Source organism: Arthrobacter methylotrophus, assembly GCF_039539965.1.
Taxonomy (GTDB): Bacteria; Actinomycetota; Actinomycetes; order Actinomycetales; family Micrococcaceae; genus Arthrobacter; species Arthrobacter methylotrophus.
On record NZ_BAABED010000001.1, the window covers coordinates 1,351,174 to 1,377,821 of the forward strand.

Annotated in this window: 24 protein-coding genes and 1 tRNA gene; 13 read left to right on the forward strand and 12 right to left on the reverse strand. The window is 63.6% G+C overall.

Annotated features, from left to right (window positions below; genetic code table 11):
- Positions 1–99: 99 nt before the first annotated feature.
- The 8 genes from obgE (at position 100) to ABD884_RS06660 (ending at position 7,160) form a co-directional block, all read left to right on the forward strand.
- A complete protein-coding gene (obgE, locus tag ABD884_RS06625) occupies positions 100–1,689 on the forward strand; it encodes a GTPase ObgE (protein WP_345040734.1) in 1,590 nt (529 codons plus the stop codon).
- Positions 1,679–2,869 carry a glutamate 5-kinase gene (proB, locus tag ABD884_RS06630; protein ID WP_345040743.1) on the forward strand — a complete coding sequence of 397 codons (1,191 nt, stop codon included), beginning with the start codon at positions 1,679–1,681 and terminating at the stop codon, positions 2,867–2,869. The genes obgE and proB overlap by 11 nt, the downstream gene beginning before the upstream one ends.
- Positions 2,866–4,236, forward strand: a complete 1,371-nt coding sequence (locus ABD884_RS06635; protein ID WP_345040751.1) for a glutamate-5-semialdehyde dehydrogenase — start codon at positions 2,866–2,868, stop codon at positions 4,234–4,236. Before proB ends, ABD884_RS06635 begins: the two co-directional genes overlap by 4 nt.
- A gap of 79 nt (positions 4,237–4,315) precedes the next feature.
- Entirely contained in the window at positions 4,316–4,555 is a 240-nt protein-coding gene (locus ABD884_RS06640) for a hypothetical protein (RefSeq protein WP_028267452.1), read from the forward strand.
- Positions 4,556–4,601: 46 nt separating this feature from the next.
- Positions 4,602–5,231 carry a nicotinate-nucleotide adenylyltransferase gene (nadD, locus tag ABD884_RS06645; RefSeq protein WP_345054645.1) on the forward strand — a complete coding sequence of 210 codons (630 nt, stop codon included), beginning with the start codon at positions 4,602–4,604 and terminating at the stop codon, positions 5,229–5,231.
- Positions 5,232–5,238: 7 nt separating this feature from the next.
- Positions 5,239–6,483 carry a hypothetical protein gene (locus ABD884_RS06650; protein ID WP_345040760.1) on the forward strand — a complete coding sequence of 415 codons (1,245 nt, stop codon included), beginning with the start codon at positions 5,239–5,241 and terminating at the stop codon, positions 6,481–6,483.
- Positions 6,484–6,545: 62 nt separating this feature from the next.
- On the forward strand, positions 6,546–6,944 hold the full coding sequence (gene rsfS / locus ABD884_RS06655; RefSeq protein ID WP_028267449.1) for a ribosome silencing factor: 399 nt from the start codon (positions 6,546–6,548) through the stop codon (positions 6,942–6,944).
- A 143-nt stretch (positions 6,945–7,087) separates the two neighbouring features.
- A tRNA-Ala gene (locus tag ABD884_RS06660) sits at positions 7,088–7,160 on the forward strand.
- A 65-nt stretch (positions 7,161–7,225) separates the two neighbouring features.
- On the opposite strand, the gene ABD884_RS06665 is transcribed toward ABD884_RS06660, so the two are convergent.
- From ABD884_RS06665 to ABD884_RS06705, 9 genes are all read right to left on the reverse strand, one after another.
- Positions 7,226–10,657 carry an error-prone DNA polymerase gene (locus ABD884_RS06665; protein WP_345040778.1) on the reverse strand — a complete coding sequence of 1,144 codons (3,432 nt, stop codon included), beginning with the start codon at positions 10,655–10,657 and terminating at the stop codon, positions 7,226–7,228.
- Between the two features lie 41 nt (positions 10,658–10,698).
- A complete protein-coding gene (locus ABD884_RS06670; RefSeq protein ID WP_345040782.1) occupies positions 10,699–12,300 on the reverse strand; it encodes a DNA polymerase Y family protein in 1,602 nt (533 codons plus the stop codon).
- On the reverse strand, positions 12,297–12,953 hold the full coding sequence (locus ABD884_RS06675) for a hypothetical protein (RefSeq protein WP_345040785.1): 657 nt from the start codon (positions 12,951–12,953) through the stop codon (positions 12,297–12,299). Before ABD884_RS06675 ends, ABD884_RS06670 begins: the two co-directional genes overlap by 4 nt.
- A 65-nt stretch (positions 12,954–13,018) precedes the next feature.
- A complete protein-coding gene (locus ABD884_RS06680; protein ID WP_345040791.1) occupies positions 13,019–14,737 on the reverse strand; it encodes an ABC transporter permease subunit in 1,719 nt (572 codons plus the stop codon).
- Positions 14,737–16,266: an ABC transporter substrate-binding protein gene (locus ABD884_RS06685; RefSeq protein WP_345040796.1), complete on the reverse strand. Its 1,530-nt coding sequence runs from the start codon at positions 16,264–16,266 to the stop codon at positions 14,737–14,739. The genes ABD884_RS06680 and ABD884_RS06685 overlap by 1 nt, the downstream gene beginning before the upstream one ends.
- An 85-nt stretch (positions 16,267–16,351) precedes the next feature.
- Positions 16,352–17,158 (reverse strand): ABC transporter ATP-binding protein, encoded by an 807-nt coding sequence (locus ABD884_RS06690; RefSeq protein WP_345040806.1) that lies wholly within the window; start codon positions 17,156–17,158, stop codon positions 16,352–16,354.
- Positions 17,155–17,982 (reverse strand): ATP-binding cassette domain-containing protein, encoded by an 828-nt coding sequence (locus tag ABD884_RS06695; RefSeq protein WP_345040821.1) that lies wholly within the window; start codon positions 17,980–17,982, stop codon positions 17,155–17,157. The genes ABD884_RS06690 and ABD884_RS06695 overlap by 4 nt, the downstream gene beginning before the upstream one ends.
- Before the next feature lie 102 nt (positions 17,983–18,084).
- Positions 18,085–18,930 carry a phosphotransferase gene (locus ABD884_RS06700; RefSeq protein WP_345040829.1) on the reverse strand — a complete coding sequence of 282 codons (846 nt, stop codon included), beginning with the start codon at positions 18,928–18,930 and terminating at the stop codon, positions 18,085–18,087.
- A 78-nt stretch (positions 18,931–19,008) separates the two neighbouring features.
- Complete coding sequence (locus ABD884_RS06705) at positions 19,009–19,215, reverse strand: hypothetical protein (protein WP_345040833.1); 207 nt, start codon at positions 19,213–19,215, stop codon at positions 19,009–19,011.
- 73 nt (positions 19,216–19,288) lie between these two features.
- Here ABD884_RS06705 and ABD884_RS06710 point away from each other — a divergent pair, with 73 nt between their 5' ends.
- The gene (locus ABD884_RS06710) at positions 19,289–19,843 is read left to right on the forward strand and encodes a hypothetical protein (RefSeq protein ID WP_345040838.1); all 555 of its coding nucleotides are present in this window, start codon (positions 19,289–19,291) and stop codon (positions 19,841–19,843) included.
- Between the two features lie 71 nt (positions 19,844–19,914).
- Positions 19,915–20,286, forward strand: a complete 372-nt coding sequence (locus ABD884_RS06715; RefSeq protein ID WP_028267436.1) for a sec-independent translocase — start codon at positions 19,915–19,917, stop codon at positions 20,284–20,286.
- A 4-nt stretch (positions 20,287–20,290) separates the two neighbouring features.
- Here ABD884_RS06715 and ABD884_RS06720 read toward each other — a convergent pair whose 3' ends face one another.
- Both ABD884_RS06720 and ABD884_RS06725 read right to left on the reverse strand, forming a co-directional pair.
- Complete coding sequence (locus tag ABD884_RS06720; RefSeq protein ID WP_345040846.1) at positions 20,291–22,012, reverse strand: amidase; 1,722 nt, start codon at positions 22,010–22,012, stop codon at positions 20,291–20,293.
- A complete protein-coding gene (locus ABD884_RS06725) occupies positions 22,009–23,055 on the reverse strand; it encodes an agmatine deiminase family protein (protein ID WP_345040851.1) in 1,047 nt (348 codons plus the stop codon). The genes ABD884_RS06720 and ABD884_RS06725 overlap by 4 nt, the downstream gene beginning before the upstream one ends.
- A 137-nt stretch (positions 23,056–23,192) precedes the next feature.
- Here ABD884_RS06725 and ABD884_RS06730 point away from each other — a divergent pair, with 137 nt between their 5' ends.
- Both ABD884_RS06730 and ABD884_RS06735 read left to right on the forward strand, forming a co-directional pair.
- Entirely contained in the window at positions 23,193–23,834 is a 642-nt protein-coding gene (locus ABD884_RS06730; RefSeq protein ID WP_345040858.1) for a TetR/AcrR family transcriptional regulator, read from the forward strand.
- A 178-nt stretch (positions 23,835–24,012) separates the two neighbouring features.
- A complete protein-coding gene (locus tag ABD884_RS06735; protein ID WP_345040865.1) occupies positions 24,013–24,900 on the forward strand; it encodes a ScbA/BarX family gamma-butyrolactone biosynthesis protein in 888 nt (295 codons plus the stop codon).
- Between the two features lies 1 nt (position 24,901).
- On the opposite strand, the gene ABD884_RS06740 is transcribed toward ABD884_RS06735, so the two are convergent.
- Complete coding sequence (locus tag ABD884_RS06740) at positions 24,902–25,558, reverse strand: ScbR family autoregulator-binding transcription factor (protein WP_345040876.1); 657 nt, start codon at positions 25,556–25,558, stop codon at positions 24,902–24,904.
- A gap of 33 nt (positions 25,559–25,591) precedes the next feature.
- On the opposite strand from ABD884_RS06740, the gene ABD884_RS06745 reads away from it, so the two are divergent.
- Positions 25,592–26,542 (forward strand): NAD-dependent epimerase/dehydratase family protein, encoded by a 951-nt coding sequence (locus tag ABD884_RS06745; protein ID WP_345040888.1) that lies wholly within the window; start codon positions 25,592–25,594, stop codon positions 26,540–26,542.
- Positions 26,543–26,648 lie beyond the last annotated feature (106 nt).

The window sequence follows — 26,648 nt, forward strand, 5'->3', positions numbered from 1 at the left end:
CTTGTCTTTTTAACCGCACTAGAATTTACTAGGGCGCGCGGTGGCGCACAGCTTGCACCACGCATTTCAAGCAGTAATTTCCACATTGAGGAGAAACACGTGGCGACCTTCGTAGACCGGGTAGTACTTCACGTATCCGGCGGAACAGGCGGCCACGGCTGTGTCTCTGTTAAGCGCGAGAAGTTCAAGCCGCTCGGCGGACCCGACGGCGGTAATGGCGGTAACGGCGGCGACGTCATCCTGCGCGTTGATGCCCAGACCACCACTTTGCTTGATTACCACCACGCACCGCACCGCCACGCAACCAACGGCGGCCCGGGCATGGGTGACTGGCGCGGCGGCAAGAACGGTGAAACCCTGGTGCTTCCGGTTCCGGATGGCACCGTGGTCAAGACCAAGGACGGCGTTGTCCTGGCCGACCTCGTAGGAGAAGGCACCGAATTCATCGCCGCTGCCGGTGGCCAGGGCGGCCTCGGCAACTCTTCGTTGTCTTCGCAGAAGCGCAGGGCTCCGGGTTTCGCGCTCCTCGGTATTGAAGGCGACTCCAGCGACATCGTCCTGGAACTGAAGTCCATTGCCGACATCGCGCTGGTCGGCTTCCCCTCGGCAGGCAAGTCCAGCCTCGTCGCAGCGATGTCAGCGGCTCGGCCCAAAATCGCCGACTACCCGTTCACCACCCTGATCCCCAACCTTGGCGTGGTCCAGGCCGGTGACGTCCGATTCACTATTGCCGACGTTCCCGGGCTGATCGAAGGAGCAAGCGAAGGAAAGGGTCTCGGCCATAACTTCCTGCGCCACGTGGAGCGTTGTGCTGCGCTGGTGCACGTGCTGGACTGTGGAACCTTGGAAGCGGAAAGGGACCCGCTCTCTGACCTTGCGATCATTGAGCAAGAGTTGGACAAGTACGCGGTGGACATGAGCTACGCGGGCGTTGACGGCGAAGTGGTCCCCCTGAATGAACGCCCCAAGCTTGTTGTACTCAACAAGGTGGACCTGCCGGATGGCCGGGACATGGCGGAGTTTGTCCGCCCGGAGCTGGAACAGCGCGGCTACCGCGTCTTTGAAGTTTCTGCCACGAGCCATGAAGGCCTGCGCCAATTGAGCTACGCCATGGGCGAGATTGTCATGGCCGCTCGCAAGGCCGTTGCCACTGCGCCTCCCAAGGTTATTGCTCCTGTGCTCCGCCCCCGCGCTGTCAATGAGTCCGGCTTCAAGATCCGCCGCGAGGAAAAGAACCTCGAGCCGCTCTTCCGCGTGTTGGGGGAGAAGCCGGTCCGCTGGGTCAAGCAGACTGATTTCACCAACGAGGAAGCCATCGGCTACTTGGCAGATCGCCTAGCCAAGCTCGGCATTGAAAACGAGTTGTTCAAGATGGGCGCGATTCCGGGTGACACCGTGGTGATCGGCGAAGAGGACGGCGTCGTGTTCGACTGGGAGCCCACCATGATGGCGGGCGCCGAACTCCTGGCAACGCCGCGAGGCACCGACATCCGTGTTGCCGACATCGGCGACCGACCCACCCGTTCGCAGAAGCGCGACGAGCAGATCGAACGCCGCGAAGCCAAGGCCGCCGCGCGCGCCGAGCTGGAAGCCGAGCGCAAGGCGGGCATCTGGACCGAGTCCGTAAGCGGCCGTCGTCTACCCAAGCCCCTGAAGGAAAGCGGCCTGGAAGCCGAAAATGACGACTAGTGCGGCCCGCATCGCTGAAGTCACTGATGGTGACGACGCCGCCGAACGCCAGGCACTGGCGGGCGCCAAGCGGATCGTGGTCAAAGTAGGTTCGTCCTCGCTGACCAGCATCAAAGGCGGCATCTCGGAGAAAGCGCTGACGGCACTCGTCCACGCCCTGGCCGAGAAGCGCAATTCCGGGACGGAGATCATTCTGGTCTCCTCCGGTGCCATCGCGGCAGGTCTCGCCCCGCTCGGCCTTGCCAAGCGTCCGAAGGATCTCGCCACACAGCAGGCTGCCGCGAGCGTGGGGCAGGGGCTGTTGATGGCGCGTTATTCCCAGGCTTTTGCCGCGCATGGAGTCACGGTCAGCCAGGTCCTCCTGACTGCGGATGACTTGATGCGCCGCACGCAGCACAGCAACGCGTACCGCGCGTTGGATCGTTTGTTGAACCTCGGCGTTGTGCCGGTCGTGAACGAAAACGACACCGTGGCCACGCACGAAATCCGCTTTGGCGACAATGACCGCTTGGCCGCCTTGGTGGCACATCTCGTCCGTGCAGACGCGCTGGTCCTGCTTTCCGACGTCGACGCCCTCTACGACGGTCCGCCGTCGTTGGGTGCCAAGCGTATTCCGCTCGTTAGCGGTCCTCAGGACCTCGTCGGCGTGACCATCGGAAAGGCCGGCAAGGCAGGAGTCGGTACCGGTGGCATGACCACCAAGGTGGAGGCTGCGTCCATCGCCGCGAGCTCCGGCATCCACGCCCTTGTGACGTCGACGGCGAATGCCGCAGCCGCCCTCGCGGGCGAAGACGTGGGTACGTGGTTCGCCATCAATGGCAACCGCAAACCCGTCCGTCTGCTCTGGTTGGCCCACCTCGCGTCGGTTCGGGGCCGTTTGGTGCTCGACGACGGCGCTGTCAAGGCTGTGCGCGACCGCCATACTTCGCTGCTGCCCGCCGGGATTTCATCCGTGCAGGGGGACTTTGAGCCCGGCGACCCGGTGGAGATGTTTTCCCACGAGGGCACTGTCATTGCCCGGGGGCTTGTGAACTATTCCTCGGAGGAGCTTCCCCGCATGCTTGGCCGCTCCACCAAGGAGCTCGCCAAGGACCTTGGCAGGGGATATGACCGCGTAGTTGTTCATGTTGACGACCTCGTACTGGTCCAGTCGTCCCGCTCCACTAAACTTGGAGAATGACTGAGGCTCTTACTCCCGATGCTCCCGTGATGACCGACGCCCTGACTTCCGGCAATCCGGCCCAGGCGCCGGAAACCCGGGAGCCCGGAACTGCGCCACTCACCCCCGAGCAGGTCGAAGCTGCCGTGCACTCGATTGCCGACCGCTCGCGGCACGCCGCGCGGCGCATGGGACACGCGAACCGTGCCTGGAAGGACCGCGCCCTGCGTGCCATCGGCTCCGCCCTGCGGGAACACGAGGCGGCAGTTCTCGCAGCCAACGCCAAGGACATCGAGGCAGGCCGCAACAACGGAACCTCCGCCGCCATGCTGGACCGATTGACCTTGACCGCGGCGCGTATTGAAGGCCTTGTGGCGGCACTTGAGAACCTCGCGGGCTTGCCTGACCCCGTGGGTAATGTGGTCCGCGGCCAGACGCTTCCGAATGGGCTGCGCCTGCGCCAAGTGAACGTGCCCATGGGAGTGGTCGCAGCGATCTACGAGGCCCGCCCCAACGTTACGGTTGATATCGCGGGACTTGCCTTGAAGAGTGGCAATGCCGTGATCCTGCGCGGCGGCTCGGCTGCTGCGCACACCAACGCGGCCTTGGTGGAGATCCTCCGCGATGCCATGGAATCCGTGGGGCTGCCTGCCGACGCCGTCCAGAGCGTGGACCAGTTCGGCCGCGAGGGCGCAGCTGTCCTGATGCGGGCCCGTGGCAGGGTGGACGTGCTGATTCCCCGTGGTGGACGCGATCTGATCCAGACTGTGGTGAACAACTCTTCTGTGCCCGTCATCGAGACCGGCGAAGGAAATGTTCATATCTTCATCGACGAATCCGCCAGCGAAGACATGGCTGTCAATATCCTGCTCAACGCCAAGACCCAGCGCCCCAGCGTCTGCAACACGGTAGAGACCCTTTTGGTGCACTCGAAATCCACCGTGCTGCCCGCCGTCGCCGCCGCTCTGCGCTCCGCCGGCGTCACCTTGCATGTCGACCCGCGGATCCAGGCGGCGCTGTCCGGCACGGTGGAGACGGTGCCGGCCGACGACGTCGATTGGGCCACCGAATACATGGATCTTGACCTCGCCGTAGCTATGGTTGACGACCTCGACGAGGCGGTCGCCCACATTCGGAAATGGTCGACGGGCCACACCGAAGCCATCCTGACGAACAATCTGGCGAACGCCGAGAAGTTCATCGCGGATATCGATTCTGCGGCTGTCATCGTGAACGCTTCGACGCGTTTCACGGATGGTGGCGAGCTCGGCTTGGGTGCCGAGGTGGGCATCTCTACCCAGAAGCTGCACGCACGCGGTCCGATGGGCCTCACTGAGTTGACCACTACCAAGTGGATCGTCCAGGGTGAAGGCCAGATCCGAAGCTAGCAACGCTGTAACATAGAACAGAAGTCCTGAACGGTGGGAGGATCCGCCGTCGAAATCCTTTGAACCGCTAGGGGAGAAAATGCAGTTTCAGCAGATCGCCATTTCCGTTCTCACCCAAGGGGGCGAGAGCGGAGCTGAAGCACCGGCTCCGTTGTGGGCTGAACCTTGGGTCTTCGGTGTCTCCATGTTCTGCATCTTGCTGGTGCTGATGTTCGTGGCAGTTTCCTACACGAATCTCGGCAACCGTCACGACGCCGTTGAAGAGCACTCGGATCCGCACCGCCAGCACCCGGCGAAGCACCCAGGGCTGGGTCACTAACATTTCCGCCGCAAAACCTTTCGAGGAAACGGGGCGCCGGCTTCGCTTGGGCGTGATGGGTGGGACGTTCGATCCCATTCATCACGGCCACTTGGTTGCTGCCAGCGAGGTCGCTGCAAAGTTCCACTTGGACGAAGTGGTTTTCGTGCCCACCGGACAGCCATGGCAGAAGTCGCACAAGCAGGTCAGCGAAGCGGAGCACCGGTACTTGATGACCGTCATTGCCACTGCTTCCAACCCCAATTTCACGGTGAGTCGCGTGGATGTGGACCGTCCCGGCCCAACGTTCACGATAGACACCTTGCGCGACCTCCGGAACCAGCGGCCGGATGCAGACCTTTTCTTCATCACGGGCGCGGACGCCCTGGCGCAGATCCTTTCCTGGAAAGATGTCGACGAGCTCTGGTCTTTGGCGCACTTTGTGGGTGTCACCCGGCCTGGTCACGTCCTTGATGGCATGGGCAGGGAGGACGTCAGTCTTCTGGAAGTGCCCGCCATGGCGATTTCCTCGACCGATTGCCGCGCCCGGGTGGGTGCCGGCAACCCGGTCTGGTACCTCGTACCTGACGGAGTAGTGCAGTACATCGCCAAATACAGGTTGTACTCGGGAAGACCCGGCATGGGGGAGCCCCTGCATGCTATGACCGGATCAGACCGCCAAGCCCGTACTGAGTGAGTTTTGAATGAGCCAGGAACAGCCCCCCATCCGTAGCCGGCGCGAGCTTCGGCGAGCCCGGGACGCCCGCCTGGGAGACACTGGCGGACGCCCGGTAGTAGCCGGGGCCGTAACTTCCAACGACGCCGAGCAGGCCCCTGCGGGAGCTTCGGCCAATCGAGTGCGCCGGGTGGCGGATGCTCCGGTGGACGCCAAACCCGCCGCGGAACGTTCTTCCCAGGCGCGTGCCCGCGATCGTGCCGCCCTCCGCGCTATCAAGGAGCTCGCGGACAAAGAGCAGCAGCTTTCGCGCGGCGGTCCGCCCACGCGCCGCCAGCTGCGCCTGCAGCAGTTACAGGAGGAAGTTGCCCCAGGAACCTCGGCGATCCCGATTGTGGCGCCGCCCGCATCCGGGCCCAGGACCTCCAGCATTCCCGCGCAAACCGCCGGCAAGCAACAGGCCGGTGGCGCCCCCATTGGCACATCGCCCGACGGCAGTGTCAGGGTGACGGCAGGGCCGCCTCCCGGTGCGCCGGATATGACCGTGGAGCAGGCCTTGATGGCCCGCGAGCTGCTGGCTGCCCAAGCCAGGAACCAATCCAGCAAACTCGAGCACATTGCGGCCATGGAATCAGCGGTGGAGAAGGTCGGGGGACCTGGGCGCGACGTCGCCGGTTCGGACGCCGAGCCGGCCGATCCTGAGGCTTTGGCGGAGCAAATCGCCCAGGCTGAACGCGAGGCGGTCCTCAACAAGAGGGCCATGGACAAGCAGAAGCTCGCCGAGCGGAACAGCCGTCCTCCGGCTGCGGTCCGGGTGGAGCCTTCTGCGGCCAGTAACCTCGCGATGGTCACCCCTTTGGAATTCGTGAAGGTTCCGGGACTTGACCGTCCTGTCATGAAGCCGCCCAGCACCAGCTTTGTCCCGCTTGTAACGTCGCCTGGAGCCAAGTTGAAGCCTGGGCAGTCGGCGTCGGGCAAGCCACGCAGCCTGCGCGGCAGGGCAGGAGTCCTTGCCCGCGCGGAAGCTGCCGCGAAAGCGGCCGGTCGCCGTCCGGCGTCGGGCCCTGCACCCGAGGGGGAGGCGTTCGCTGAAGCGGCCGAACATCCGCCCGTTTCTGCAAGTTCGGCATACGGACTTGAACCGCTCGACGCCGCGACGGCAGGACTTGGGCGCGCGCAACGTGCCCGCCTCTTGGTCCTGGGACTCGTCGGAATCGGAGCCATCGCCCTCATTGCGGGCATCATCATGATCACCAGCGGACTGTCCCGCTGACCATAACGCTTTTGCCACCCAACAGGCTTCGTCCATTCTCGAAGCCGCATACAAGGAGTCCCGTGACTGCACATGAACAATCCGTCCTCTTGGCCCGCCATGCCGCCCGCGCGGCAGCGGACAAGCTGGCCGAGGACATCATCGCTCTGGACGTCAGCGAACGCCTGGCCCTGACCGACATTTTCCTGATCGCTTCTGCCCCGACTGAACGCCAGGTCAACGCCATTGTTGACGGCATTGAAGAGGAACTGCTCAAGCAGGATCTGCGCCCCGTGCGCCGCGAAGGGCGTTCCGAGGGCCGCTGGGTTCTGCTGGACTATGCCGACATTGTGGTGCACGTCCAGCACTCTGAAGACAGGGTGTTCTACGCGTTGGAACGCCTATGGAGAGACTGCCCGGTAGTTGATCTGGACCTCGGTGACGACGCTTCGGCGAAGGCTCCTGCCGTCGAGGAATCCTAGGCTCACAGCGGCAAGAGACCTGAATATGCCGGATTTGGAATTTTCAGAAACGCTGTTCTAAGATATTTGAGTTGCTTCGGAGGAATCCGAAATCGAGCATGGGTTTCAAAGCCTTTGCGAGGTTCATGAAGCAGCAAGAATATGGGGCTGTGGCGCAGCTGGTAGCGCACCTGCATGGCATGCAGGGGGTCAGGGGTTCGAGTCCCCTCAGCTCCACCCCGGAGGCCTTACTCGGAACGTGGATCAAGTTCACGTTCCGGGTAAGGCCTCATTTTTTGTGCCTACCTGAAGTCACGGGAGCTGGACTTCGCTACCAGGACCAAGGGTTCCAGCTTGTCTGCCACGAGGTTAGTGACGCCCTCCGGCGTGCGTTCGAGGAAACCGCGGACGATCAACGCGGATGATTCGCGGGCTACGCGGCGATACCTCTTCCAGAGGCCAACGCTGCAGATGACGTTGAGGATGCCGCTCTCGTCTTCCAGGTTGACGAAGGTAATTCCTTGAGCGGTCTGGGGCCGTTGGCGATGGGTCACGACGCCGGCCACTTCAACACGGGTGCCGGACTCGACCTGGGAGAGCCGTTCCACCTGCAGCACCCCTCTGGAATCCAGACTGCCGCGTGCGTGCCGCATCGGGTGGTCATCCGTGCTGATGCCGGTCGCCCACATATCGTAGGCCACATTTTCCAGGGGCGAGAGCTCTGGCAGCAACGGCGGTTGGACAGCCACGTGAGTCCCCGGCAATTGCCCTTTCCGCTCCAGCGCGGCATCGCCGGCCTGCCACAGGGCTTCGCGGCGGTTCATCCCCAGCGAATCGAGTGCGCCGGCCGACGCGAGTGCTTCCAGCTGGTCCGCGCTGAGACCCGCGCGGCGGGACAGGTCCGCCATGTCCCGGTACGGGCCATGTTCCTCCCGTTCAGCGACGATCCGCTTTGCCACTTCAGTCCCGATGGAGGTGACGCCGTCGAGCCCCAACCGCACGGTGTGTGAGCCATCCCGGCGGTGCAGGTGATCCGCGCGCGGAAGATCCTGCCGGAAGAGCCCGGTCTCCGGCTGGTGGAAGGCCAGGCAGGAATTCATGCCGCCCACCTGGCCCACTTCGGCCCCCGTAGACTCATCGAGCACTTCCAAGGTAGCTTCGGCAAGGGAACGGAGAACATCCGGGCGCAACACCTGGACCCCGTGCCTGCGGGCATCCGCCACCAGGGTTTGCGGGGAGTAGAAGCCCATGGGTTGTGCCCGAAGCAGGGCCGCGAGGAATGCGCCAGGGTAGTGCAGCTTCAGCCACGAGCTGGCATAGACCAGCACCGCGAAGCTCAAGGAGTGCGATTCCGCGAAACCGAAGTTGGCAAAGGCCTGGATCTTGGCATAGATGGCGTCGGCGTCGTCCTTGCTGATCCCGTTGGCTGCCATCCCCGCATAGAGTTTGGCCTCAAGCGACTCGATCTTCTCCCGGCCCCTCTTGGAGCCCATGGCACGGCGGAGCAGGTCCGCATCCTCGGCAGTGCAGCCACCCACGGCAACCGCCATCTGCATCAGCTGCTCCTGGAACAAGGGCACACCCAGTGTCCGCTCAAGGACCGGCTCCAGGAGGGGATGAAGATACGTGACTTTTTCCTGCCCTGCACGGCGGCGGATGTACGGGTGGACTGCGCCGCCCTGGACCGGTCCTGGCCGGATCAGCGCGATCTCGACCACCAGATCGTAGAACTTCCTGGGCTTCAGCCGCGGCAGCGTGCTGATCTGGGCCCGTGATTCCACCTGGAACACTCCGATCGAGTCGGCCCGGCAGAGCATGTCGTAGACGGCCGGTTCTTCCCGCGGGATGGTCTCGATTGTCCAACGTTCACCGAAATGCTTGTCGATCAAATCAAAGGAGTACTGCAGGGCGGCGAGCATGCCCAGGCCGAGTAGATCGAACTTGACCAGGCCCATCCATTCGCAATCGTCCTTGTCCCATTGCAAGACCGTGCGGTTTTCCATCCGTGCACGCTCGATGGGTACCACCTCGCCGACAGGCCGTTCGGTGAGGACCATTCCGCCGGAATGGATGCCCAGGTGCCGGGGGAAACCCAGGATCTGATCAGCAAGGTCCAGGACAGGGGCGGGGATGTTGTTGATCGTGCCTTCGCTGAGACCGCCCCAGTGATCCAGCCGCTTAGACCAGGCGTCCTGCTGGCCTTGGCTATAGCCGAGCGCCTTGGCTATATCGCGGACAGCGTTCTTCGGCCTGTAACTGATGACGTTCGCTACCTGGGCCGCGTTGAACCGTCCGTATTTGCGATAGACGTATTGGATGACTTCTTCCCGCCGGTCCGAGTCGAAATCGACGTCGATGTCCGGTTCTTCCTCGCGGAGGCTGGAGAGGAAGCGTTCGAAAGGAAGGTTGTAGAAGATACTGTCGACGGCGGTGATCCCCAGCGCGTAGCAGACGGCCGAGTTCGCCGCGGAACCCCGGCCTTGGCAGAGGATTCCACGGGAACGGGCAAACTGCACGATGTCGTGCACAATCAGGAAATAGCCAGGGAAGTTCTTCGCCTCGATCACTGCGAGTTCCTGCTCGATCCGGCGATGGACCCGATCGTCGGCGTCGGGGTACTTGTCCCTGACACCTTCTTCAACAAGTTGCCGGAGCCAGGTGATAAGGGTGTGCCCTGCAGGAACATCGAGCTTCGGGAGCTTCGGGCGGGCAGCCCGTAGCTGGAACGCAAGCTCGTCGGCGATCTCGACTGTCCGCTCAATCGCGCCCGGGTAGCGGGCGAACCGCACCGCCATCTCGGAACCGCTCCGTAGATGGGCGCCACTGTTTGCCGGCAGCCAGCCGTCCAGTTCCTCCAAGCTGCGGCGAGCCCGGACAGCCGCCATGGCCGTGGCCAGCGGGTATCCCTCCGGAGTGGCGTAATGTACGGCGTTGCTGGCGATGAAAGGTATGCCCGCACGGCCGGCAATACGGGCGAGGGCGTCGTTGTGACTGCTGTCGAGGGGATTCCCGTGATCGAAGAGTTCCACCACCACATTGCCCCGCCCGAATCGCTCGATCAGGGCATCCACTTCCCTCGCAGCCGCTTGCTCGCCGTCGCCCAGGAGGGCTCTCCGGACTGAGCTTTTGCGGCACCCTGTCAGCACCACGCAATGGTCCCTGAGAGAGTGCGCCAGCGCATCGAGGTCGTAGATGGGATGGCCCTTTTCGGCATCAGCCGCCAGATGTGCAGATGTCATCGCCCCTGCCAGCCGATGGTATCCCTCTTCCTTGCGGGCGAGGACCAGCAAGTGATCGCCTTCAGGATCAGCTTCGCCTTGCTGGGGTTTACTGAGTCCGAGCGAAAGCTCAGCGCCGAACACCGTCTTCAGCTCATAAGCTTCGGCCGCCTCCGCCATGCGCACGATCCCGTAGAAGCCGTCGTGATCGGTCAGCGCGAGGGCATGCAGGCCCAGCCGGACAGCTTCCTCCACCAATTTCTCGGGCGAGGAGGCACCGTCCAGGAAGCTGTAGTGCGAGTGGGCGTGCAGCTCTGCATAAGGCACGACGGCGGCACCCGCCCGCGATGCGACCCTTGCGGGATCGAGGGGGACCGGACGGTATGGCCCGCGTTTCCTTGACCAGGCGGGGCTGTCACCGCCGTCCCCTATGCTCTTCCCGGAGTCCGAGCCGCGCCGGTCCGACAGCGTGCGTTCGAACTCCGACCATGGGATTGACGGGTTGTTCCAAGCCATCTTTGTCTTCCTGCCTAAAGTTCAGTGCTCCTTCTGGCTGTTCAGTCGTAGCGGGCCTCTGCCCACCAGTTCTGCTCGTCCAGGAGAAGGAGCCAGGCCTCTCCATTTCCGTCCACAAGCTGGAATCGATCCGCTTCAAGACCATGGTCTGCGTCCCACCATCTCTGTCTCAGCGGCCAAGGGCCGGCCCACTGAGCGACCAGCCGCCTTCGTACGGGATCTCCGGTGGGACAGAACCACATCGGCGGGGCAATCAATCCGCCACGATGATCTGTACGGACTTTTTCCTTATTCGCGTCGAGCAACAGGACCGGCACGAGGGAAGCGAACACCGTGGCCGGTTGTGGGTCTGGAATCCTGCCGGGCCAGGGCCTGGACGCCAAGGCGGCCGTTCCTGAAGGCAAGGCATCTCCCCAGGGAACCAAACGGCGCCGCTCGGCCAGCAACCGTCCTCCGGAGATGGCAGGCACTACTACGGCTTCATGTCCCAGCATGCTTTGGATCCGGCTGAGTCCATGATGGATCTGTTCCTCTGCTCCATCTCCAAAGAGCGCGCTCCCATGATGGGCGATGGAGTCCACCCGGACGGGAACGAACTCTACCCGGATGACCGGTGAGGAGGGCCCGCCGCGAGCCGATCCGCCGTCGCGCATTCCGCCGTCGGCAGGGGCTTGCGACTGAAGCTGCCAACGCACCCTGTCCACGGCGTCGCTGGCTGTGAAGTGGCGGGGGTGGCCCCACGTCCGCTCGGAGCGGTTGCCCGCTTCGTCGGTGATCAGAACCCTGAGCTCCGTGCAGACCAAGCCTTCCGTCTGCAGCCCGGTCACGAAGGTGTCAGCCGTTGCACGGAGCTGGAAAGCGAGTTGGTCAACCCGGTCCAGGCCCGGTTCGAACTCCGCCTGCTGATTCAATTTCCGCGGGGGCGTACGGGGGATGATCCGGCGAGGATCCTGGCCGCTTGCCAAGGCATGTGCGCTGATTCCGGCAGCCCCGAAACGGGCACGCACATCTGCGGCGGGGAGATTGGCGAAATTCCCCAAGGTGAGAATCCCCAGGCGCTTGAGTAAGGAGGCAAGCTTCGGTTGTCCCAGCGCTTCCACCGGAAATGGACTCAGGAAATCCCGGGAAGAACCCGGTGGCAGCACAAGAAGGGCAGCAAGTTCGCTGGTGCTCCGGGCTGCCTGTTCAGCCGCAAACACGGAGTCTGCGATCCCTACCCGGGCCTCCATGCCGAGGCGGTCGGCCGATTCAAGCACAGCACCTGCGGCCTCTTCCTCGCCGCCGTAATATCGGGCAGCACCCCTGGCCCGTAGTGCGCATAGGCCCGGGCGAAGTACTTCCACTCCGGGAGTTCGTTCTTCAAGCGAGGAAATCACAGGTTCGAATTCCCGCGCGTCCCGCAAAGGATCAACGGCGCATACCACCAGCTCGGGACAACGGGTCTGCGCTTCCCTTAGCCGCAAGCCCCGGACGACTCCCTCTGCCCGTGCCTCAGCAGAGCAAGCAGCAATGACACCTTGGCCGATGACTGCCGCGGGTACATCGGGCGGCAGTGCATCTGCCAAACGGGCGGCGACCAGCGGCCAATCCGGGAACCAGGCCACCAACGCGCGCACCGGGGTCTCAAGCTGAAACAGCATCATGCTCCCATCCGATGGCGGGTCAGATCTACCGGACCGCTGTCCGCAAGATCCACGGAGGCCCGGCGGGAACTGCCCCGCAGGGCGACTTCGAGCTCAAGTTCCTGCCTATTGAAATGTCCGTGACCCTGCCCAAGCCCGGCCCACTCATATCCATTCACTTGCAAAACGGCTTCGCTCTGCGGCCACGGTCCCAAGACAAGGAGGACGGAACTACGCTCCCGGAGCCTGGCTCCCAGACGGGCGGCCTCGGCGGGTGCGACTCTTTCCGGAGCGCGTGCAAGCACTACCGAGAGCACGTCCGCCATGGCGGCGATTACCGCAGTCCAGCTAGCCCCGGGGTCAGGTACCAGGACCAGTCGATCAAGTGCAATGCCGAAACCTGCTGCCGCCTCGACTCCGAAGTCAGGAAGCCCTGCCACTCCACACCAGGAGCCATCGCGTGAGGGGCCGGCCAATAAAGCCATGGCCAGTGACATGGACCCCTGTATGGAATACGCCGCACCCGGGCGCAGCCCGCCCGGCAAGAGCCTGCTGAGCGAGGGGAGCACGGGCAGCGAGCGTTCGCTGCTGCGTTTGCCCTGCATGAGGTGGATTCTCGCCTGTAAGTCATCGCGCAGCGAAGCTGGCGAGGCGGAAGTCAGGCGGGAAGGCATAATTCAATTTTCGAACATATATTCGAATGAGTCAATTGGGGCTACTCTGCCCCAACTCGCCTCGTTTACCTTCGCCACCTCACGCTAGACAGTGAAACTGCCAGAATCGAGGCGAAGATCAACGCCGACGCCGGGGCGGCGACGGTCCATGGGGCACGCTCCACGTAGTTGATTCCTTCAGCGAGGATGAGGCCCCATTCCGGCGACGGCTGATGGGGGCCGAGGCCGAGAAATCCCAAGGCAGCCAGGGCGAGTGCGATTCCCGGTATCCGGAGCATCGAATGCCGGAACACCGGGCCAAGGATGGCCGGGAGGAGGTAGCGCCAGAGGACGCGGAGCCGTCCTACGCCCAGGACCGGAAGGATTCTCACGTGGGGCTGCGCCCTGGCCTCCTGCGCCAAGGCCGCCGTGTGCGCAGCCAGAGGTGCCCAACTGACCAAGGTGACGGCTATCGCCGCCCCTTCAGCCGAGGGACCTGTCATCACTGCCACGATCAGGCCGGCAAGGATAGGCGGAGCGGCGTTGGCTACTTCAAGCGGACCGGTCGCCGCGAGTGGGAAGAGCCCGACGACGATCCCGATCACAAGGCAAGCCAGCACCACAAGCAAAGCCGTTCCCAACGTGGACACGGCACCGTGTCCAACCCGGGCGAGGAGGTCCCGTCCGCTGGCATCGGCCCCGAAAGGCAGGCCGAAGCCCGGGCTGGCAAGCCGCGCATGCCTCGAAGTGAACGGATCGCGAAGCAATCCCGCGACGACGACGAGAGTCAACGCTCCCGCCGCGACGAGCGGGACGGCGGAATCCCGCCGTCGTGATCTTCCCGGCGGTTCCGGAACGGGAACTGTCCCGGAACGCAATGCCGCACCCAACAAGAGATACCGGGCCGCCGCGCTGAGGGAACCCACCCCGACGGCCAGTACGAGAAGGGCCAGTACTCCTGCCTGCAGCGCAGGGATGTCTTGCGCGCTCGCCGCGACCAGGACTGCACGCCCCAAACCGGGAATAGCGAAGACCTTTTCCACGACAACCGCCCCGCCGGTGAGGCCAATGAGGACAAGCCCGATCTGACTCATCACTGATGGCAGGGCACGGCGGAGCACCGCCGCGGTGAGCCTGGCGCGGCTCGCCCCGGCCATGGCCCAAGTATCCACCCATTTCTCGGCGAACGCCAGGCTGATGGCGTCCGAAAGCAGCCGCCCGATCAGGCCACCGGCCGGCAGGCCAAGGGAAAGCGCCGGCAACACCGCGTGGCCCACTCCCTGCCAGCCATAAGGCGGGAAACAGCCTAGCCATACGGCACCGATGACAAGGAACATGGCCGCCAGAAGGAACTCGGGGAGGGCCGTCGTAGCTGCGGCTACGACGCCGGATCCTCGCCCCGGGTTCCCGGCCAGCCCGCGTAGCACGCAAGGAACGCAGAGTGCGGTAGCCACTAAGCTTGCAACAACCATGGCGCAGGCCATCAGTGTGACGGACACTCCCAGGGTTTCCACAATGCCGGGGCCAACGGGCGTGTTGGTAATCCAGGAATTTCCCGCGTCCCCGCGCAAAAGGCCTCCGGCCCATTCGAGGAAGACGTGCACGGGCCCTCGATCGAGCCCGAGTTCCGCGCGGATCATGCTCAGCGTTTCATCAGTCGCTTCCCGATCGGCATACCGGGCCCGCAGGACGGTGTACTCCGGGCTTTGTCCCGAAAACCATGGCAGGAGCCCGATCAGGACAACTATCGAGAAGAGTGCCGCGGCTCGGGAGGCCGTAGTTTTGATGAACGCGCTGCCCCGCATCAGCCAACAATTCCTGTTTTGCTGGTGATCAATGCGCGCTCGCGGGGATCGCGTTCCACGTGGCGGATCCCGGTCGATTCGCCTTGGATAACGCGTTCGTGCAGCAGCGGCACGGCCGCATCCTTCGAGAGGATGAGCGCCTCGGCCGCGGCAATTGCCGAGCGGCGCTCCGGGCCTGGAGGAATGGAGGCTGCCCTGCCCAGCGCTGCGTCCACCTCCGCATCGCAGAACTGGGAGATGTTGAAGGAGCCTGTGCAGGAGAAATCACTGAACATGTAGGCCACGGGGTCTCCTGAGTCCAAGACCGTGGCACGGGAAAGGATGAAGGCATCGAACTTGCCGGCCAGTGCGTCTGACTCGATGTGCTGGTACTCCCGGACCACCTGCTCCACGATGAAACCGGCGGCTTCGAGCTGCTGCTCAAGCTGCACGGCGACCTCCGGCAGCTCTGCCCGATCCGTGAACGTGCCAAGTTTGATGCGGCGACCACCGGCGGGTGCTGCTTGTGCCCGCTTCTTCAGGGATTCAATGTATGTGGCGTTTTGCCTTTCCTGGGCCGCCCAGTGAAGTGCAGGACCCAGGAGGCCTTCTGCGATGTCGGCACGTCCTTCGTAGGCGTGTTCAACAATGGCGGCCCGATCAATCGATGTCCTTGCCGCTGCCCGAACTGACGGATCCGCAAAGGCGCCCGTTTTGGTGTTCAGGTAGAGGGTGTTGGTCCGGGGCATGGGGACTTCGTGAATCAGGTCGGCTTTGATCTGGGCGACTTGGCCTACGGGAATAGCCTCGACGACGTCGGCGGTTCCAGTCCTCAGCGCGGCTGCGCGCGCCGTGCCGTCGGGAACGTATTGGACGTCGACGCCGCTGCTCGCCGCTTTCTCGCCCCAGTAGTCGGCAAAGCGGTTGAGGGTCGCTGATGTGGTGCCTTCCGCAGACGCAAGGACATAAGGTCCAGTACCTGCGCTGATGGGGCTGACCACACCTCCGGGTTTGTAAGCGGACGCGGCAAGGATGGAAAGCTGGGGGCTCGACAACCGCTGCGGAACCAGGGGATCGTCCGTTTGGGTGCTAACGACGACGGCGTCCCCACCGTCCGTGCGGACGCTCAGCTGCACGCCGTCGAGAATTCTGGGCCGGGGTTTTGCGCTCGCCGCCGCCGTCAAGGACGCCGCCACTTGCTCCGCGGTCAGTGGCGTTCCGTCATGGAATTTTACGCCTGCACGGAGTTCGAAGCGCCAGGTCTTGCCGTCCAGTTGCTTCCAGGCCGTTGACAGCGATGGCTGGGCATCGCCCAGGGCATCGAGGACAATCAGTGTCTCGGCGGTCTTCCAGCGTGAGAGCTTGAACGCGTCGTCGCTTAAGGGGTTCAGTCCAGATCGGGGTGGCTGCAACATTGCCACTTTGATTCGGGAGTCAGCGCTGCTGCCGGCCGCTGGAGTGTTGCCTGGAGCGAAGCAACCGCTGAGGCTTGCGGCCATCGTGAAGGTAAGGAATATGGCGGCGACTGCTTTTGGGTGTGGAATAGCCATGGATGGGTACCTGTCTTTCGTGGGTGTGAGTGGATGAGGCGGGGTGGAGTCTTGCGGGGGTGACTCCGTGCGGGGTTCACAGTCTTCACGGCTTGTCTTTGTCCAGCTCCTTGTCTCTGTGCAGCCGGGGGAGGGAGGCTACGAGCTCCCTGGTTTCCCGGGTCTGTGGCCTGGTGTACACCGCCGCGGTGGGTCCTTGTTCCACGATGCGTCCCCCCGAGAGGACCAATGTCCGGGAACACAGCCGGGCGACGGCCGCCAGGTCATGGGAGACGAACAGGAGTCCAAGCCCGTCCCGATGTACCAGGCGTTCCATGAGGGCCAAGACCGTGTTCCTGAGGGGAAGATCGAGCCCGCTGACCGGCTCGTCCGCGAGAAGGATGTGCGGCGAGGGGACCAAGGCCCGGGCAATGGCCACGCGCTGGTTCTGCCCGCCGGAGAGTTCTCGGGGCCGACGCGAAAGCAGGCCGGGATCGAGCTCGACCCGGTGCAGGGCGTTCAGGATCATCGCGCGGTGGTCTCCGCTGACGCGCAGCTGCCTCAGGGGTTCCAGGAGGAGGCGCTCCACGTTCATGCGAGGGTCAAGGGCTGCCGCCGGATTTTGTGGAATGTATTGCACCGCGCGGTGGTACCACCTCAAGGACGAGGCAGGACCCGGCACAACCGGAGTGTCGTTGAACGTCACGGTTCCGGCATTCGGATTCTCCACAGCAAGCAGGATCCGCAGGAGCGTCGATTTTCCGGCGCCCGATCCGCCCACCAAGCCGATGCTGTCGCCGCCGGAAATGCTGAGGGAAACATCCTGCACTGCGGGCCAAGCTGCCCGTCGCTTGAGGAGCCCCCTGTCCGGGTAACTAAGTCCCAGATTGCAGCCACTCAATACTGCGTTCATACAGTGGCTTCCCGGGGAAGGGAATCAAAGCCTATATGGGCAGCTTCCACTAGCTGCTGCGTGTAACGGTGGCTGGCCCGCTCCACCAATGACTCCATCGGTCCTTCTTCGACGAGCCGGCCGGAAACCAAGACAAGGGCTCGATGGCAACAAGCCGCAGCGACAGCAAGGTCATGCGTAATCACCAACACCGCACCCGCGGCAGTGGAATCCGCGGACGTGGAATACGCGGATGTGGAAACCGCGGATGTGGAGTATAAGGACAAGGCGTCGAGGACCTTGGCTTGGCTAACCATGTCCAGCGCGGAGGTGGGTTCATCCGCCACCAGGACGGCGCTACGGCAGGCAAGCGCGAACGCGATGCAGAGCCGTTGCAGCTGACCACCCGACAATTCGCCGCTGAAGCTTTCCATGGTCCGTTCGGCTTCCGCTATTCCCACCGACGCGATCAGCTCGAGTGCCCGTTGCCGTGCCATGGAAGCCGAAAGGCCCGCATGTCGTAGCGGGATCTCAAGCTGTTTGCCCAGGCGCACCAACGGGTTGAGTGCCGACACTGGGTCCTGATGGATCGCGGCAATCCCGTCGCGTTTGGTTCCCCTGCTGGACAACCGCACGTCCACGCCGTTGATCTGCAAGCGCCCGGAGGCGCTCATCGCGGCCGGAAGCTGGCCCAGCAGGGCGGCCGCGGTGAGGGACTTACCTGAACCCGAGGCTCCGAGAAGGGCCACTCTTTGACCTGGGTCAAGTGCGAAGCTGACTCCATCAATTAGGGCGCGTCCCCGGAGGGACACCGTCAAGTCTTGAACCAGGAGTGCGGGGCGCATGGAGAACCTTTGGATCGGCATGGGAGCATGAATTCGCTAATGATATCAATACTCATTCGCATTAGTGCGCAATAGCGCCGCTTCACTCGGCTGCTGCCTCCGTCAGGTTATTGCGGCGTGGAGAACTGCGGCGTTGTCGGCCAGCCACGCTTGGCGGCGAAGAATCCTGTCTCCGACTCCTTCGTCCCACATCCTTTTCCAGCCCCCACCGTTGCTGACCGCCCTGCCCCGCATTAAATGCCAGGAGCGGTCTGCGGAGTTTCGGGCCACGTCAACTATCTTGGCGCGGTCAACTGGAGCCAGGCCATAAGCGTCGAGCAGCACGGCGGCCCTGAATGCGGGGTCTACCTTGCGCATCACCGGATCACGGTCGGCGACGGGCATCCATGCGCCCCACCAGAGGAGTAGGTTCGCGGCTTCTTCCGTACGAGTTGCGGGGCGCGCCAGATCGAAGTCGATCAGCGCGACGGCGGCACCGTCCCGGAAGACGACATTTTCCGGGGTGATGTCCATGTGGGCGAGCAAAGTTGCCGGCCCCGCAATCGAGGGCGGGCACCCCTGCGGATCGCCGCCGTCGCCAGCGTGTGCCCAGTCCGGTACACCAAGCGGCTGCACAGCGTCATCGTAAGCCCGCACCAAACGCGCCACGCTGACGGCGCTCGATTCGTCGGCGATCCAGCTTGGCCAAGGGCGGCCGGCGGTGTCACCGGGAACGAAGCTCAGGGTGTCCCTGCCGCTTTCGTCGATGCCCAGGAAGCGGGGCGCTCCCTGGAATCCGGCCGATTGGAGGAAATCCAGGACGCGGCGGACCCGCGGCGAAGAGTCGCTCACAGGGCGCCGCACTGTATCGCCCACCCGGACGAGCCCCTCCGTCACGTCCCCGCCAAGTAGCGGAACGGCAGGTTCCGGCCGGCCGCACTCGACATACGGGCGGGCATCGCTAGTCATCGTCCGATGCTGCCACGGCTGTGTCGATGGCGCCAGCCGGGGCGGTCCGGGCAAGAGCACCCGCTCCAAGCGGTAATGTCAGCAGCAATGGAAGATCTGGGCGGCACCGTACTGACAGCAGCCGGAGCCTTTGCGGCGACAAACCTCGATGACCTCCTGGTCTTGTCCGTTCTTTTCTTGCCAGGCAGGACGCGGACGGTGCCAAGACGCTGGAGAATCCGGGTTGGCCAGTACATCGGGATCGGAATACTGACCGTGTGCTGTTCCAGCGCTGATGCGCGGCATGCAGGCTTCTCCCATTCGGAAGTGATAGGACTACGGATGGGATTCAACCGGCACGCAGGAGGATTGACAGGGTATGTTCCGAAGTTGGTTTGTGGTGGGCGCCCTGGTGCTGCTTTTCGGGGCGGCGGCTGTGCTGGGTGTCGTTGCCATGTTCCGGGCCAAAAGTGTGGCTGCCCGGGCGGACGCTGCCGCCGCCGGTTTATTGGCTGCGGTCATGGCGGCGGTAGGGCTCGGTTGGGCGCCGTACTCAGTGGTCCTGTTTGGGGCAGTGATCGGTGTCGTCTTCCTTTGGTTCGCCGTGAGAATCGTGTACCAAGGGACACGGCTGGGCGAGGCCGGGCGATGGCCGGCGATCTATGGCGCAGCGACGGCGGCCCTTTCGGGATGGGTGCTGCTGTCCGCGGCGAGGGGGACTGGATCGCCGTCGGATCACCCAGCGCACCAACTCGCCGTCATCCTTGCTGACATCTTGGGTGGGCTGCTCATGCTGTTCGCGGCCACGGGGTGGCTGCTGGGCACGTTTGCCATGCCGGCAGAGAGCAAATCGCACGCCGTTCCCCGCTTGAAGGGGGTCCGCGAGGCACTGATGGCTGCCGGACTCGCGATTGCGTTCTATGCGGTCTCCTAGGACGGTCTGAGGATGAAGGCTTGCCTTACTGACCACCGGGAACGGCCCGGCGGGGGCTTTAGAATGGATCCATGATCGATATTTCGGTCGAGAAGGTCGCACTTCTCCTGATCATCGCGGTTTTAGTCCTTGGACCAACGAAGCTTCCCGAGTATGCGCGGAAGCTGGGGCGAATCATCCGCGAATTGCGGCGCATGGCCTCCGGCGCGCAGGAGAAGCTGCGCCAGGAGCTCGGCCCCGAATTCGAAGACATTGATTGGCGCAAGATGGATCCACGCCAATACGATCCGCGCCGGATCATCCGTGAAGCCCTCCTGGACGAGGAGCCCTTCCCGAAGCCTGTCACTCCCGTCCAAACGCCGCCGCCGGCGTCGCCTCCTGCCCGGCCGGCGGTGCGGCTGGCGGCCGGGCAGCAGGCCCCTTTCGACGACGAGTCCACCTGATCAGTCAGTCGAGGCGCGGTGTGCGCGGGGGAGCGGTACGGCGCTCGCCTGTTGCCTCGAACGCCGCGGCCAGGGTCAGGAGCCGGGTGTCGTCATAGGCGCGTCCGGCGAACGTGAGTCCAACGGGCATGCCGATATCGGTCATCGTTCCCATTGGTACCGTGACGGTCGGGATGCCCAAGTGCCGCGGCACGAGGTTGCCGTTGGCCACCCAGACGCCGTTGCGCCAGCCCAGATCGGCCGAGGCTTCGTTGACGTCCATATCGGCCGGTCCGACGTCGGCGACGGCAGGGAAGACGACAGCGTCCAGCCCGAGGCGGTCCATCCATTGTTCGAGGTCCACGCGTCGGGTTTCTTCGAGCCCTCGGATGCCTTCTGCGAGATGCGGAATTTCGGTGACGGACGGGAAACGGTGCGCGCGGATGTGCCCCGGGTAGTCGGCAATATCGTCGTCGAAACCGTCATAGCGATCCCGAAGCGCGCCTTCGGGCTGGGGGAAGATTCTTGAACCGTCGACGTCGGCCAGGCTGCTGAGTGCCGGATCCCCGTTTGCCGCGAGGAAGTCGTCCCATGCCCATGCCGAAAGGTCCACGATTTCCCGTTCGAGATATTCCGGGCTCACCAGTCCGCGGGTGGCTATGTTGGGTGCGCCGGGACGGTCGCCTTCGTAGTTGGCGACGGCGGGGAAGTCCACCAACACCACGACGGCACCTGCCGCTTCGAGGTCCCGCCGCGCGGCCTCCCAGAGTTCGATCACGGAGCCGCGTGTCTGGATTCGCCGACCGGTGGGGCCGCCGATACCCGGGGCCGCGCTGGTCCCCGCATCTGGGTCTGCATTGATGTACATACGCGGCACCCCGAAGCGCTTGTCCTTCAAGGCCAAGCGCGCGCCGTCATTGTCGGTTGGTGCCAGTGCGGAATAAGAAGCCGGACGGACCTCTGAGGCGGGCGGTATTTCAACCCATGGCTGCGTGCGCCAGAAGTCGCCGCGGTTGTCGGCGTCGTCGGCGACGATCACATCCAGCAACTCCAAAAGGTCGGCCATGGACCGGGTATGGGGCACCACGACGTCCATGGTGGGCACGAGCGGCCAGTTGCCCCGCACCGAAATGACCCCACGCGAGGGCGTGTAGGCGCACAAAGCATTGTTCGACGCCGGTGCGCGGCCACTTGACCAGGTTTCCTCGCCGAGCCCGAACGCAGCGAAGCTTGACGCCGTCGCGGTTCCCGAGCCGTTGGAGGAACCGGAACCGAAGGCGGCCGTGAGGAAGTCTTCGTTGTAGGGGCTCTCGGCGCGCCCATAGGCGCCGCGCTGCATGCCGCCGTTGGCCATGGGCGGCATGTTGGTCAAGCCGATGAGCACGGCGCCCGCTGCGCGGAGGCGTTCGATGGTGAAGGCATCGCGTTGCGCGACGAGGTGTTCGAAGGCGGGGGAGCCGGCGGCGGCCGTGAGTCCTTTGGCCAGGTAGCTGTCCTTGGCGGTGTACGGAATGCCGTCAAGGGGTCCGAGGGTGGCGCCGCTTGCCCGGCGTTCGTCCGAGGCCCGGGCATCTGTGAGTGCCTCAGGGTTCATCACTACTACCGAGTTCAGCGTGATGCCGTTGCGGTCGTAGGCTTCGATGCGGTCCAGGTAGGCCTGGGTGAGCTCCTCGCTGCTCGTCTGGCCTGCTTGGAGCGCGACGCGCAGTTGTGCAATCGAGGCCTCGACGACGTCGAAGCGGCTCATCGTGCCACCTGGCCGTTGAGTTTGGGCTGCTGCTGGGTGATGCAGTGGATTCCTCCGCCATGGGCAAGGATCGGCCGGGCGTCCACGGTGACGACGCGCCTGCCCGGGTAGGCCTCCGCCAGGATCTCTGCTGCCAGCGCATCGGCCCGCTCTTCGCCGTAGCCGCAGGCGATCACGCCGCCATTGACCACGAGGTGGTTGACGTAGCTCCAATCGAGGAATCCTTCTTCGTCCCTCAGGGACTCAGGGGCAGGAAGCAGGGTGATTTCGAATGGCTTGCCCGACGCGTCCTCCTGGGTTTCGAAGAATCTTTGCAGGGTGCGGCTGACCTCAAAATCGGGATGCTCCGGGTTGCTCTGCGAGTGCAGCAGGATCCGGCCGGGGGAGGGCAGGGCGGCCACCATGTCGATGTGGCCGCTGGTGCCGAAATCTTCGTAGTCACGGGTGAGCCCGCGCGGTACCCATACGGTGTGGGTGGTGCCCAGAGTGCGGGCCAGTTCCGCTTCGACGCGTGCCTTGTCTGCGAAGGGGTTTCGGCGCGGATCCAGCTGGACGGTTTCGGTGACGAGTACGGTGCCTTCGCCATCGACATGGATGGCTCCGCCTTCGTTGACCAACAGCGAAGCGATCAGTTCGGCACCGGACCTTTCCGCGACAAAGCGGGCCATGACGGCGCTCTTCTCCCATTCGGACCAGGCGGGGGCGCCCCAACCGTTGAAGATCCAGTCCACTGCGCCGAGCACGCCGGGACGTTCGTCGTCGACGACGAAGGTGGGCCCGACGTCGCGCATCCAGAATTCGTCGAGCGGCGCCTCCAGGTGTTCGATTCCGGCGCCGAGCATATGGCGGGCCCGGTCGCGTTCGTTAGGGTCTACCACCATGGTGACGGGTTCGAATTCGGCGACGGCGTGGGCGACGGCGGTCCAGGCTGCGTAGGCTTCTTCCGCCGAGGCGGCGTCGTCCCCAAGGGTCAGGCCCGTGCGGGGGAACGCCATCCAGGTGCGCTCGTGTGGTGCTGTTTCGGCTGGCATTCTCCAAGCCATGGAAGTCTCCTCCGTGTTTTGAGGTGGTAGCCGCAACGGCCCTGGGCGTCCTTGCCCAGGCATGCAGGGAAAGTATCTGTGAGTACTTATTGATCATATGATCAATAAGCTAGAAAGCTACTTTAGACTGGGGTGTGATGTCAAGCACCTTACAGAAGCGCGCTGCGCGGAAGACGCCGTCGGAACGCGCGGCCGAAATCACCGAGGCCGCCAAGGAAATAGCCCTTGAGCAGGGGCTTTCCGCCATCACGCTGCGCAACGTGGCAGCGCGGGTGGGAGTAGCCTCGGGCCTCGTTGCGCATTACCAGCCCAATGTGGAGGCCCTGGTGGCGGGTATCTTCACGAGCATCGTCGCCGCGGAAACCGAGGAGGTCTCGGGCCTGCTGGATCGGCTGCCGACGCCCTTGGAGCGGCTCGGTGCCCTCTTGGAGACCCTCTTGGATGACAGTCGTCTCGACGTCACGGCTATCTGGGTGGAGGCATGGACGCTGGGCCGCCGCAACGAGGCGCTCGCAGCCTGCGTCCGGGAACAGATGGACGCGTGGCAGGCTGTCGTGGAGCGTGTCGTCGAAGCCGGTATCGCGGCAGGCGAGTTTGAGAGCTACGACGCTCCATCCGTCGCGTGGCAGATCCTCGGCATGGTGGATGGACTGAATGCCCACGCCTTGGTGCGCTGGGACGGTGTCAGCGGCCGCGGTACGCACCTGGCCCGCGCAGTGGAAGGCATGGTGGGCGCAGTCCGAGGTTCCCTGGTACCGGGCAGTCGCCCGCAGTCCTGAACCGTGGAGCCGGGAACCAATCGTGCTGGACCGAACGTTATAGGTCTAGAACCCGCCGGCCGTCTACCCCGCTCCGATAACTGAGCGGCCTTCTTGCCGATAAGATTTGGGCACTTCAATAGTGACGAACCCGCAACGGTGGCTGGTCTGGCAGATCCTGGGATGAATGGGGGACCCTATGGACGACGTAGCGCTCTTTGAGGCGTCCGTCAGGCGGGAGCTCGTTCATAAGCGCTCGGTTTCGGAAGTCTTCTTGACCGATTTTGTTCAATCAAGTTCGCGACGATTCGTTGCGGGCGCACAATGGCCCCGGTGGCATGTTTTCTATGGATCGCACGATGGTTCACCGGATTCGGCGCTCATGGCTGAGACGTTGAGGCAGGCGGTCATCTTTCTGTCACATCTGTGCGGAGTGCCTTTGACGCACAAATTCCTCATGCCGCACATGAGCATCTCCCTGGAGGCCGCAACTCTCGATCCCATGGTGCCCACGCATGTTGCGGTCGAGCTTGACGTCAAGGATATGAAACTCAGTGCCGGTCAACTATCTGCCCTGACAGTGGTTGCGCGGTTCCTTGTTGACGGGGGCGCCATAGGAGAGGGGGTCGCGGCCGCCCGCATTGTGAATCCTTCGACATACGAGCGATTTCGTGGCGTGGTCCCCACGGGCGCGACCGCAACCCGCGACGACTTGCTGGCGTGTGCCGACGTCGGACATTCCACCCAGCGGAACGTGATGCTGGGGCAAAGCCGGCGTCCGCTCGTCTGGCCGTTGCGGGTCGATCCAAGCCACCCCATTTTCTTTGACCATCCCCTTGACCACGTCCCGGGAATGCTCCTGGTTGAAGCCGCACGGCAGGCTGTCCGCGCCGCATACTCCCGGCCCGATGCAGATTTTGCCCTGTTTGACGCCGAATTCATGAAGTTGGTCGAGTTCAGCTATCCCGTGGATGTTTCGGTGACCCAGATTGAGCCCAAAATTGCGCCAGGCATGATCAGGGTCCGGTTGGTGCACCAAGAGGAGCCTCTGATGTCCTTGGTGGCCCGGGTCAGGGACCCGCGATAGTTCAGGGAGTTCCTGAATCCTGCGGCCGAACCGGCGCGATGGCCGGCATCATGAAACGCCACATGTCGTCAATCCTTTTGAGGACATCGCGTCGTTCAGTCAGTACGTTGGAAACCATCTGGACTCCCGTGAAGGACGCAACCAGGTACCGTGCGAAGTCCGCGGCCACGACGTCTGGACGCACGTCACCCTCCAGTTGGGCTTGGTGCGTCAGCATCTCCATGGTGGCGACCCAATCGGAGTACGGACCTTTGACGTCCGCATTGAATGCCGAGGCCTCAAACGTCAGCCGGATTCCAGCCCGCACAATCGGTTCATCGAGCAATTGTTGCCCGAAAGTGCGGCACATGGCGATCATGGTCTGCAATGCCGGAAGCCCCGCGGCGGCGATCTTCTCTCCCGCAACGCGCACAATATTGTGCTGTTCGGCGATGACTGCAAGCGCCAGGTTTTCTTTCGACTTGAAATGGAAGTACAGGGCGCCTTTGGTGACCGAGGCGCGCTCTGTGACGTCACTGAGGCTCGCATTCCCGTAGCCGACCTCTTCAAAGATCGAAGCTGCTCCCTCAATCACTGCAGCTCGGGTGGCTTTGGCACGTTGTTGCATGATCAGCCTGGTGACCTCTCCGGTTTCTACGTCCGGGATACTTGGGTACATGAATCTGACGGACTCTGAAGATCGGTGAGGACAATGCCAACGGTTGTTGACCGCCCACCCCGGATTCTCGTCCTGGGTTCGTCAGGCTTTATTGGAAGTCGGGTTGTAGCCTCACTTTCCGGATCCGGAGGGGCGCACGTTGTTGCACTCTCACGAAGCCCGGTGGCAAGGCGACGAAACAATAACGTTATCATTGCGGCCGCCGATATTTCCGTCCCGGGGAGCCTGATCCCCTTCCTGGCCAATATGGATGTTGTTGTCCACGCCGCATCCTATGTAGGTTCCGACCCTGGGCTCGCCCAGGAGGTCAATGAGAGGGGCACCGGAAACCTCATTGAGCAGTGCCAGCAGGCCGGTGTCCGTCGAGTGATCTATGTCAGTACATGCAGTGTTTACGGTACCGGCCCCCACCGTGGTCTCCGCGAATCGGAGGCCGACTATCACCCTGCTTCCGTGACCAGTGCCAGCCGCGCCGTGGCCGAACGCATGATTCTCGGCTACGGCGGTGAAGTTGTTCGTCCAAACCTCGTCTTCGGGGCCGGAGATCGCTGGTTCGTTCCGGGCTTGCTGAGGATCATCAAGGTCGCGGGCGGGTGGCCGGGTGACGGCTCGGCGTTGCTCTCGATCATTAGTGCGGAGGCGTTGGGAAGGCTGGTTTCCGGGCTTGCGCTGGCGCCTCGACAATCCGGACAAGCCTTCCATGCCGCTTATCCGGAGCCCGTTCCGGTGTCCACCCTCCTGCAAAGTGTGGCTGAGGCATCCGGTATGGAATCCCCGAGGCTCCTCGGGGACGACGAACGTGCCAGCGAGGCTTTGCGAACCGCCGGATTCAGCAGGCATCAGCTTGACCTGGTGACGAAGGATCACTGGTATTCCTCTCAAGGTCTTTGGCGGACCGCGGGGGACGAACAAGAGACTTTCGGCGGGGCACTTGCAGATTTTTGTGCTTCCTATCGAGCCTCCCCACGACAGGGTCGATCATAAACCGGTTGAATGGTTTGTTTTAAGGCCGTTAAGCCCCTAGACTCAGTTCAATGGCTCGTTGTGCACTGCAGTTGCTGTGCAGTTGCAGTTGCAGTGCAGTACGAGT

Coding starts and splice junctions, on each gene's coding strand:
- proB (WP_345040743.1), top strand. CDS start 1,679: ATGACGACTAGTGCGGCCCGCATCGCTGAAGTCACTGATGGTGACGAC.
- ABD884_RS06635 (WP_345040751.1), top strand. CDS start 2,866: ATGACTGAGGCTCTTACTCCCGATGCTCCCGTGATGACCGACGCCCTG.
- ABD884_RS06640 (WP_028267452.1), top strand. CDS start 4,316: ATGCAGTTTCAGCAGATCGCCATTTCCGTTCTCACCCAAGGGGGCGAG.
- ABD884_RS06650 (WP_345040760.1), top strand. CDS start 5,239: ATGAGCCAGGAACAGCCCCCCATCCGTAGCCGGCGCGAGCTTCGGCGA.
- ABD884_RS06665 (WP_345040778.1), bottom strand. CDS start 10,657: ATGGCTTGGAACAACCCGTCAATCCCATGGTCGGAGTTCGAACGCACG.
- ABD884_RS06670 (WP_345040782.1), bottom strand. CDS start 12,300: ATGATGCTGTTTCAGCTTGAGACCCCGGTGCGCGCGTTGGTGGCCTGG.
- ABD884_RS06675 (WP_345040785.1), bottom strand. CDS start 12,953: ATGCCTTCCCGCCTGACTTCCGCCTCGCCAGCTTCGCTGCGCGATGAC.
- ABD884_RS06680 (WP_345040791.1), bottom strand. CDS start 14,737: ATGCGGGGCAGCGCGTTCATCAAAACTACGGCCTCCCGAGCCGCGGCA.
- ABD884_RS06685 (WP_345040796.1), bottom strand. CDS start 16,266: ATGGCTATTCCACACCCAAAAGCAGTCGCCGCCATATTCCTTACCTTC.
- ABD884_RS06690 (WP_345040806.1), bottom strand. CDS start 17,158: ATGAACGCAGTATTGAGTGGCTGCAATCTGGGACTTAGTTACCCGGAC.
- ABD884_RS06695 (WP_345040821.1), bottom strand. CDS start 17,982: ATGCGCCCCGCACTCCTGGTTCAAGACTTGACGGTGTCCCTCCGGGGA.
- ABD884_RS06700 (WP_345040829.1), bottom strand. CDS start 18,930: ATGACTAGCGATGCCCGCCCGTATGTCGAGTGCGGCCGGCCGGAACCT.
- ABD884_RS06705 (WP_345040833.1), bottom strand. CDS start 19,215: ATGCCGCGCATCAGCGCTGGAACAGCACACGGTCAGTATTCCGATCCC.
- ABD884_RS06710 (WP_345040838.1), top strand. CDS start 19,289: ATGTTCCGAAGTTGGTTTGTGGTGGGCGCCCTGGTGCTGCTTTTCGGG.
- ABD884_RS06715 (WP_028267436.1), top strand. CDS start 19,915: ATGATCGATATTTCGGTCGAGAAGGTCGCACTTCTCCTGATCATCGCG.
- ABD884_RS06720 (WP_345040846.1), bottom strand. CDS start 22,012: ATGAGCCGCTTCGACGTCGTCGAGGCCTCGATTGCACAACTGCGCGTC.
- ABD884_RS06725 (WP_345040851.1), bottom strand. CDS start 23,055: ATGGCTTGGAGAATGCCAGCCGAAACAGCACCACACGAGCGCACCTGG.
- ABD884_RS06730 (WP_345040858.1), top strand. CDS start 23,193: ATGTCAAGCACCTTACAGAAGCGCGCTGCGCGGAAGACGCCGTCGGAA.
- ABD884_RS06735 (WP_345040865.1), top strand. CDS start 24,013: ATGGACGACGTAGCGCTCTTTGAGGCGTCCGTCAGGCGGGAGCTCGTT.
- ABD884_RS06740 (WP_345040876.1), bottom strand. CDS start 25,558: ATGTACCCAAGTATCCCGGACGTAGAAACCGGAGAGGTCACCAGGCTG.
- ABD884_RS06745 (WP_345040888.1), top strand. CDS start 25,592: ATGCCAACGGTTGTTGACCGCCCACCCCGGATTCTCGTCCTGGGTTCG.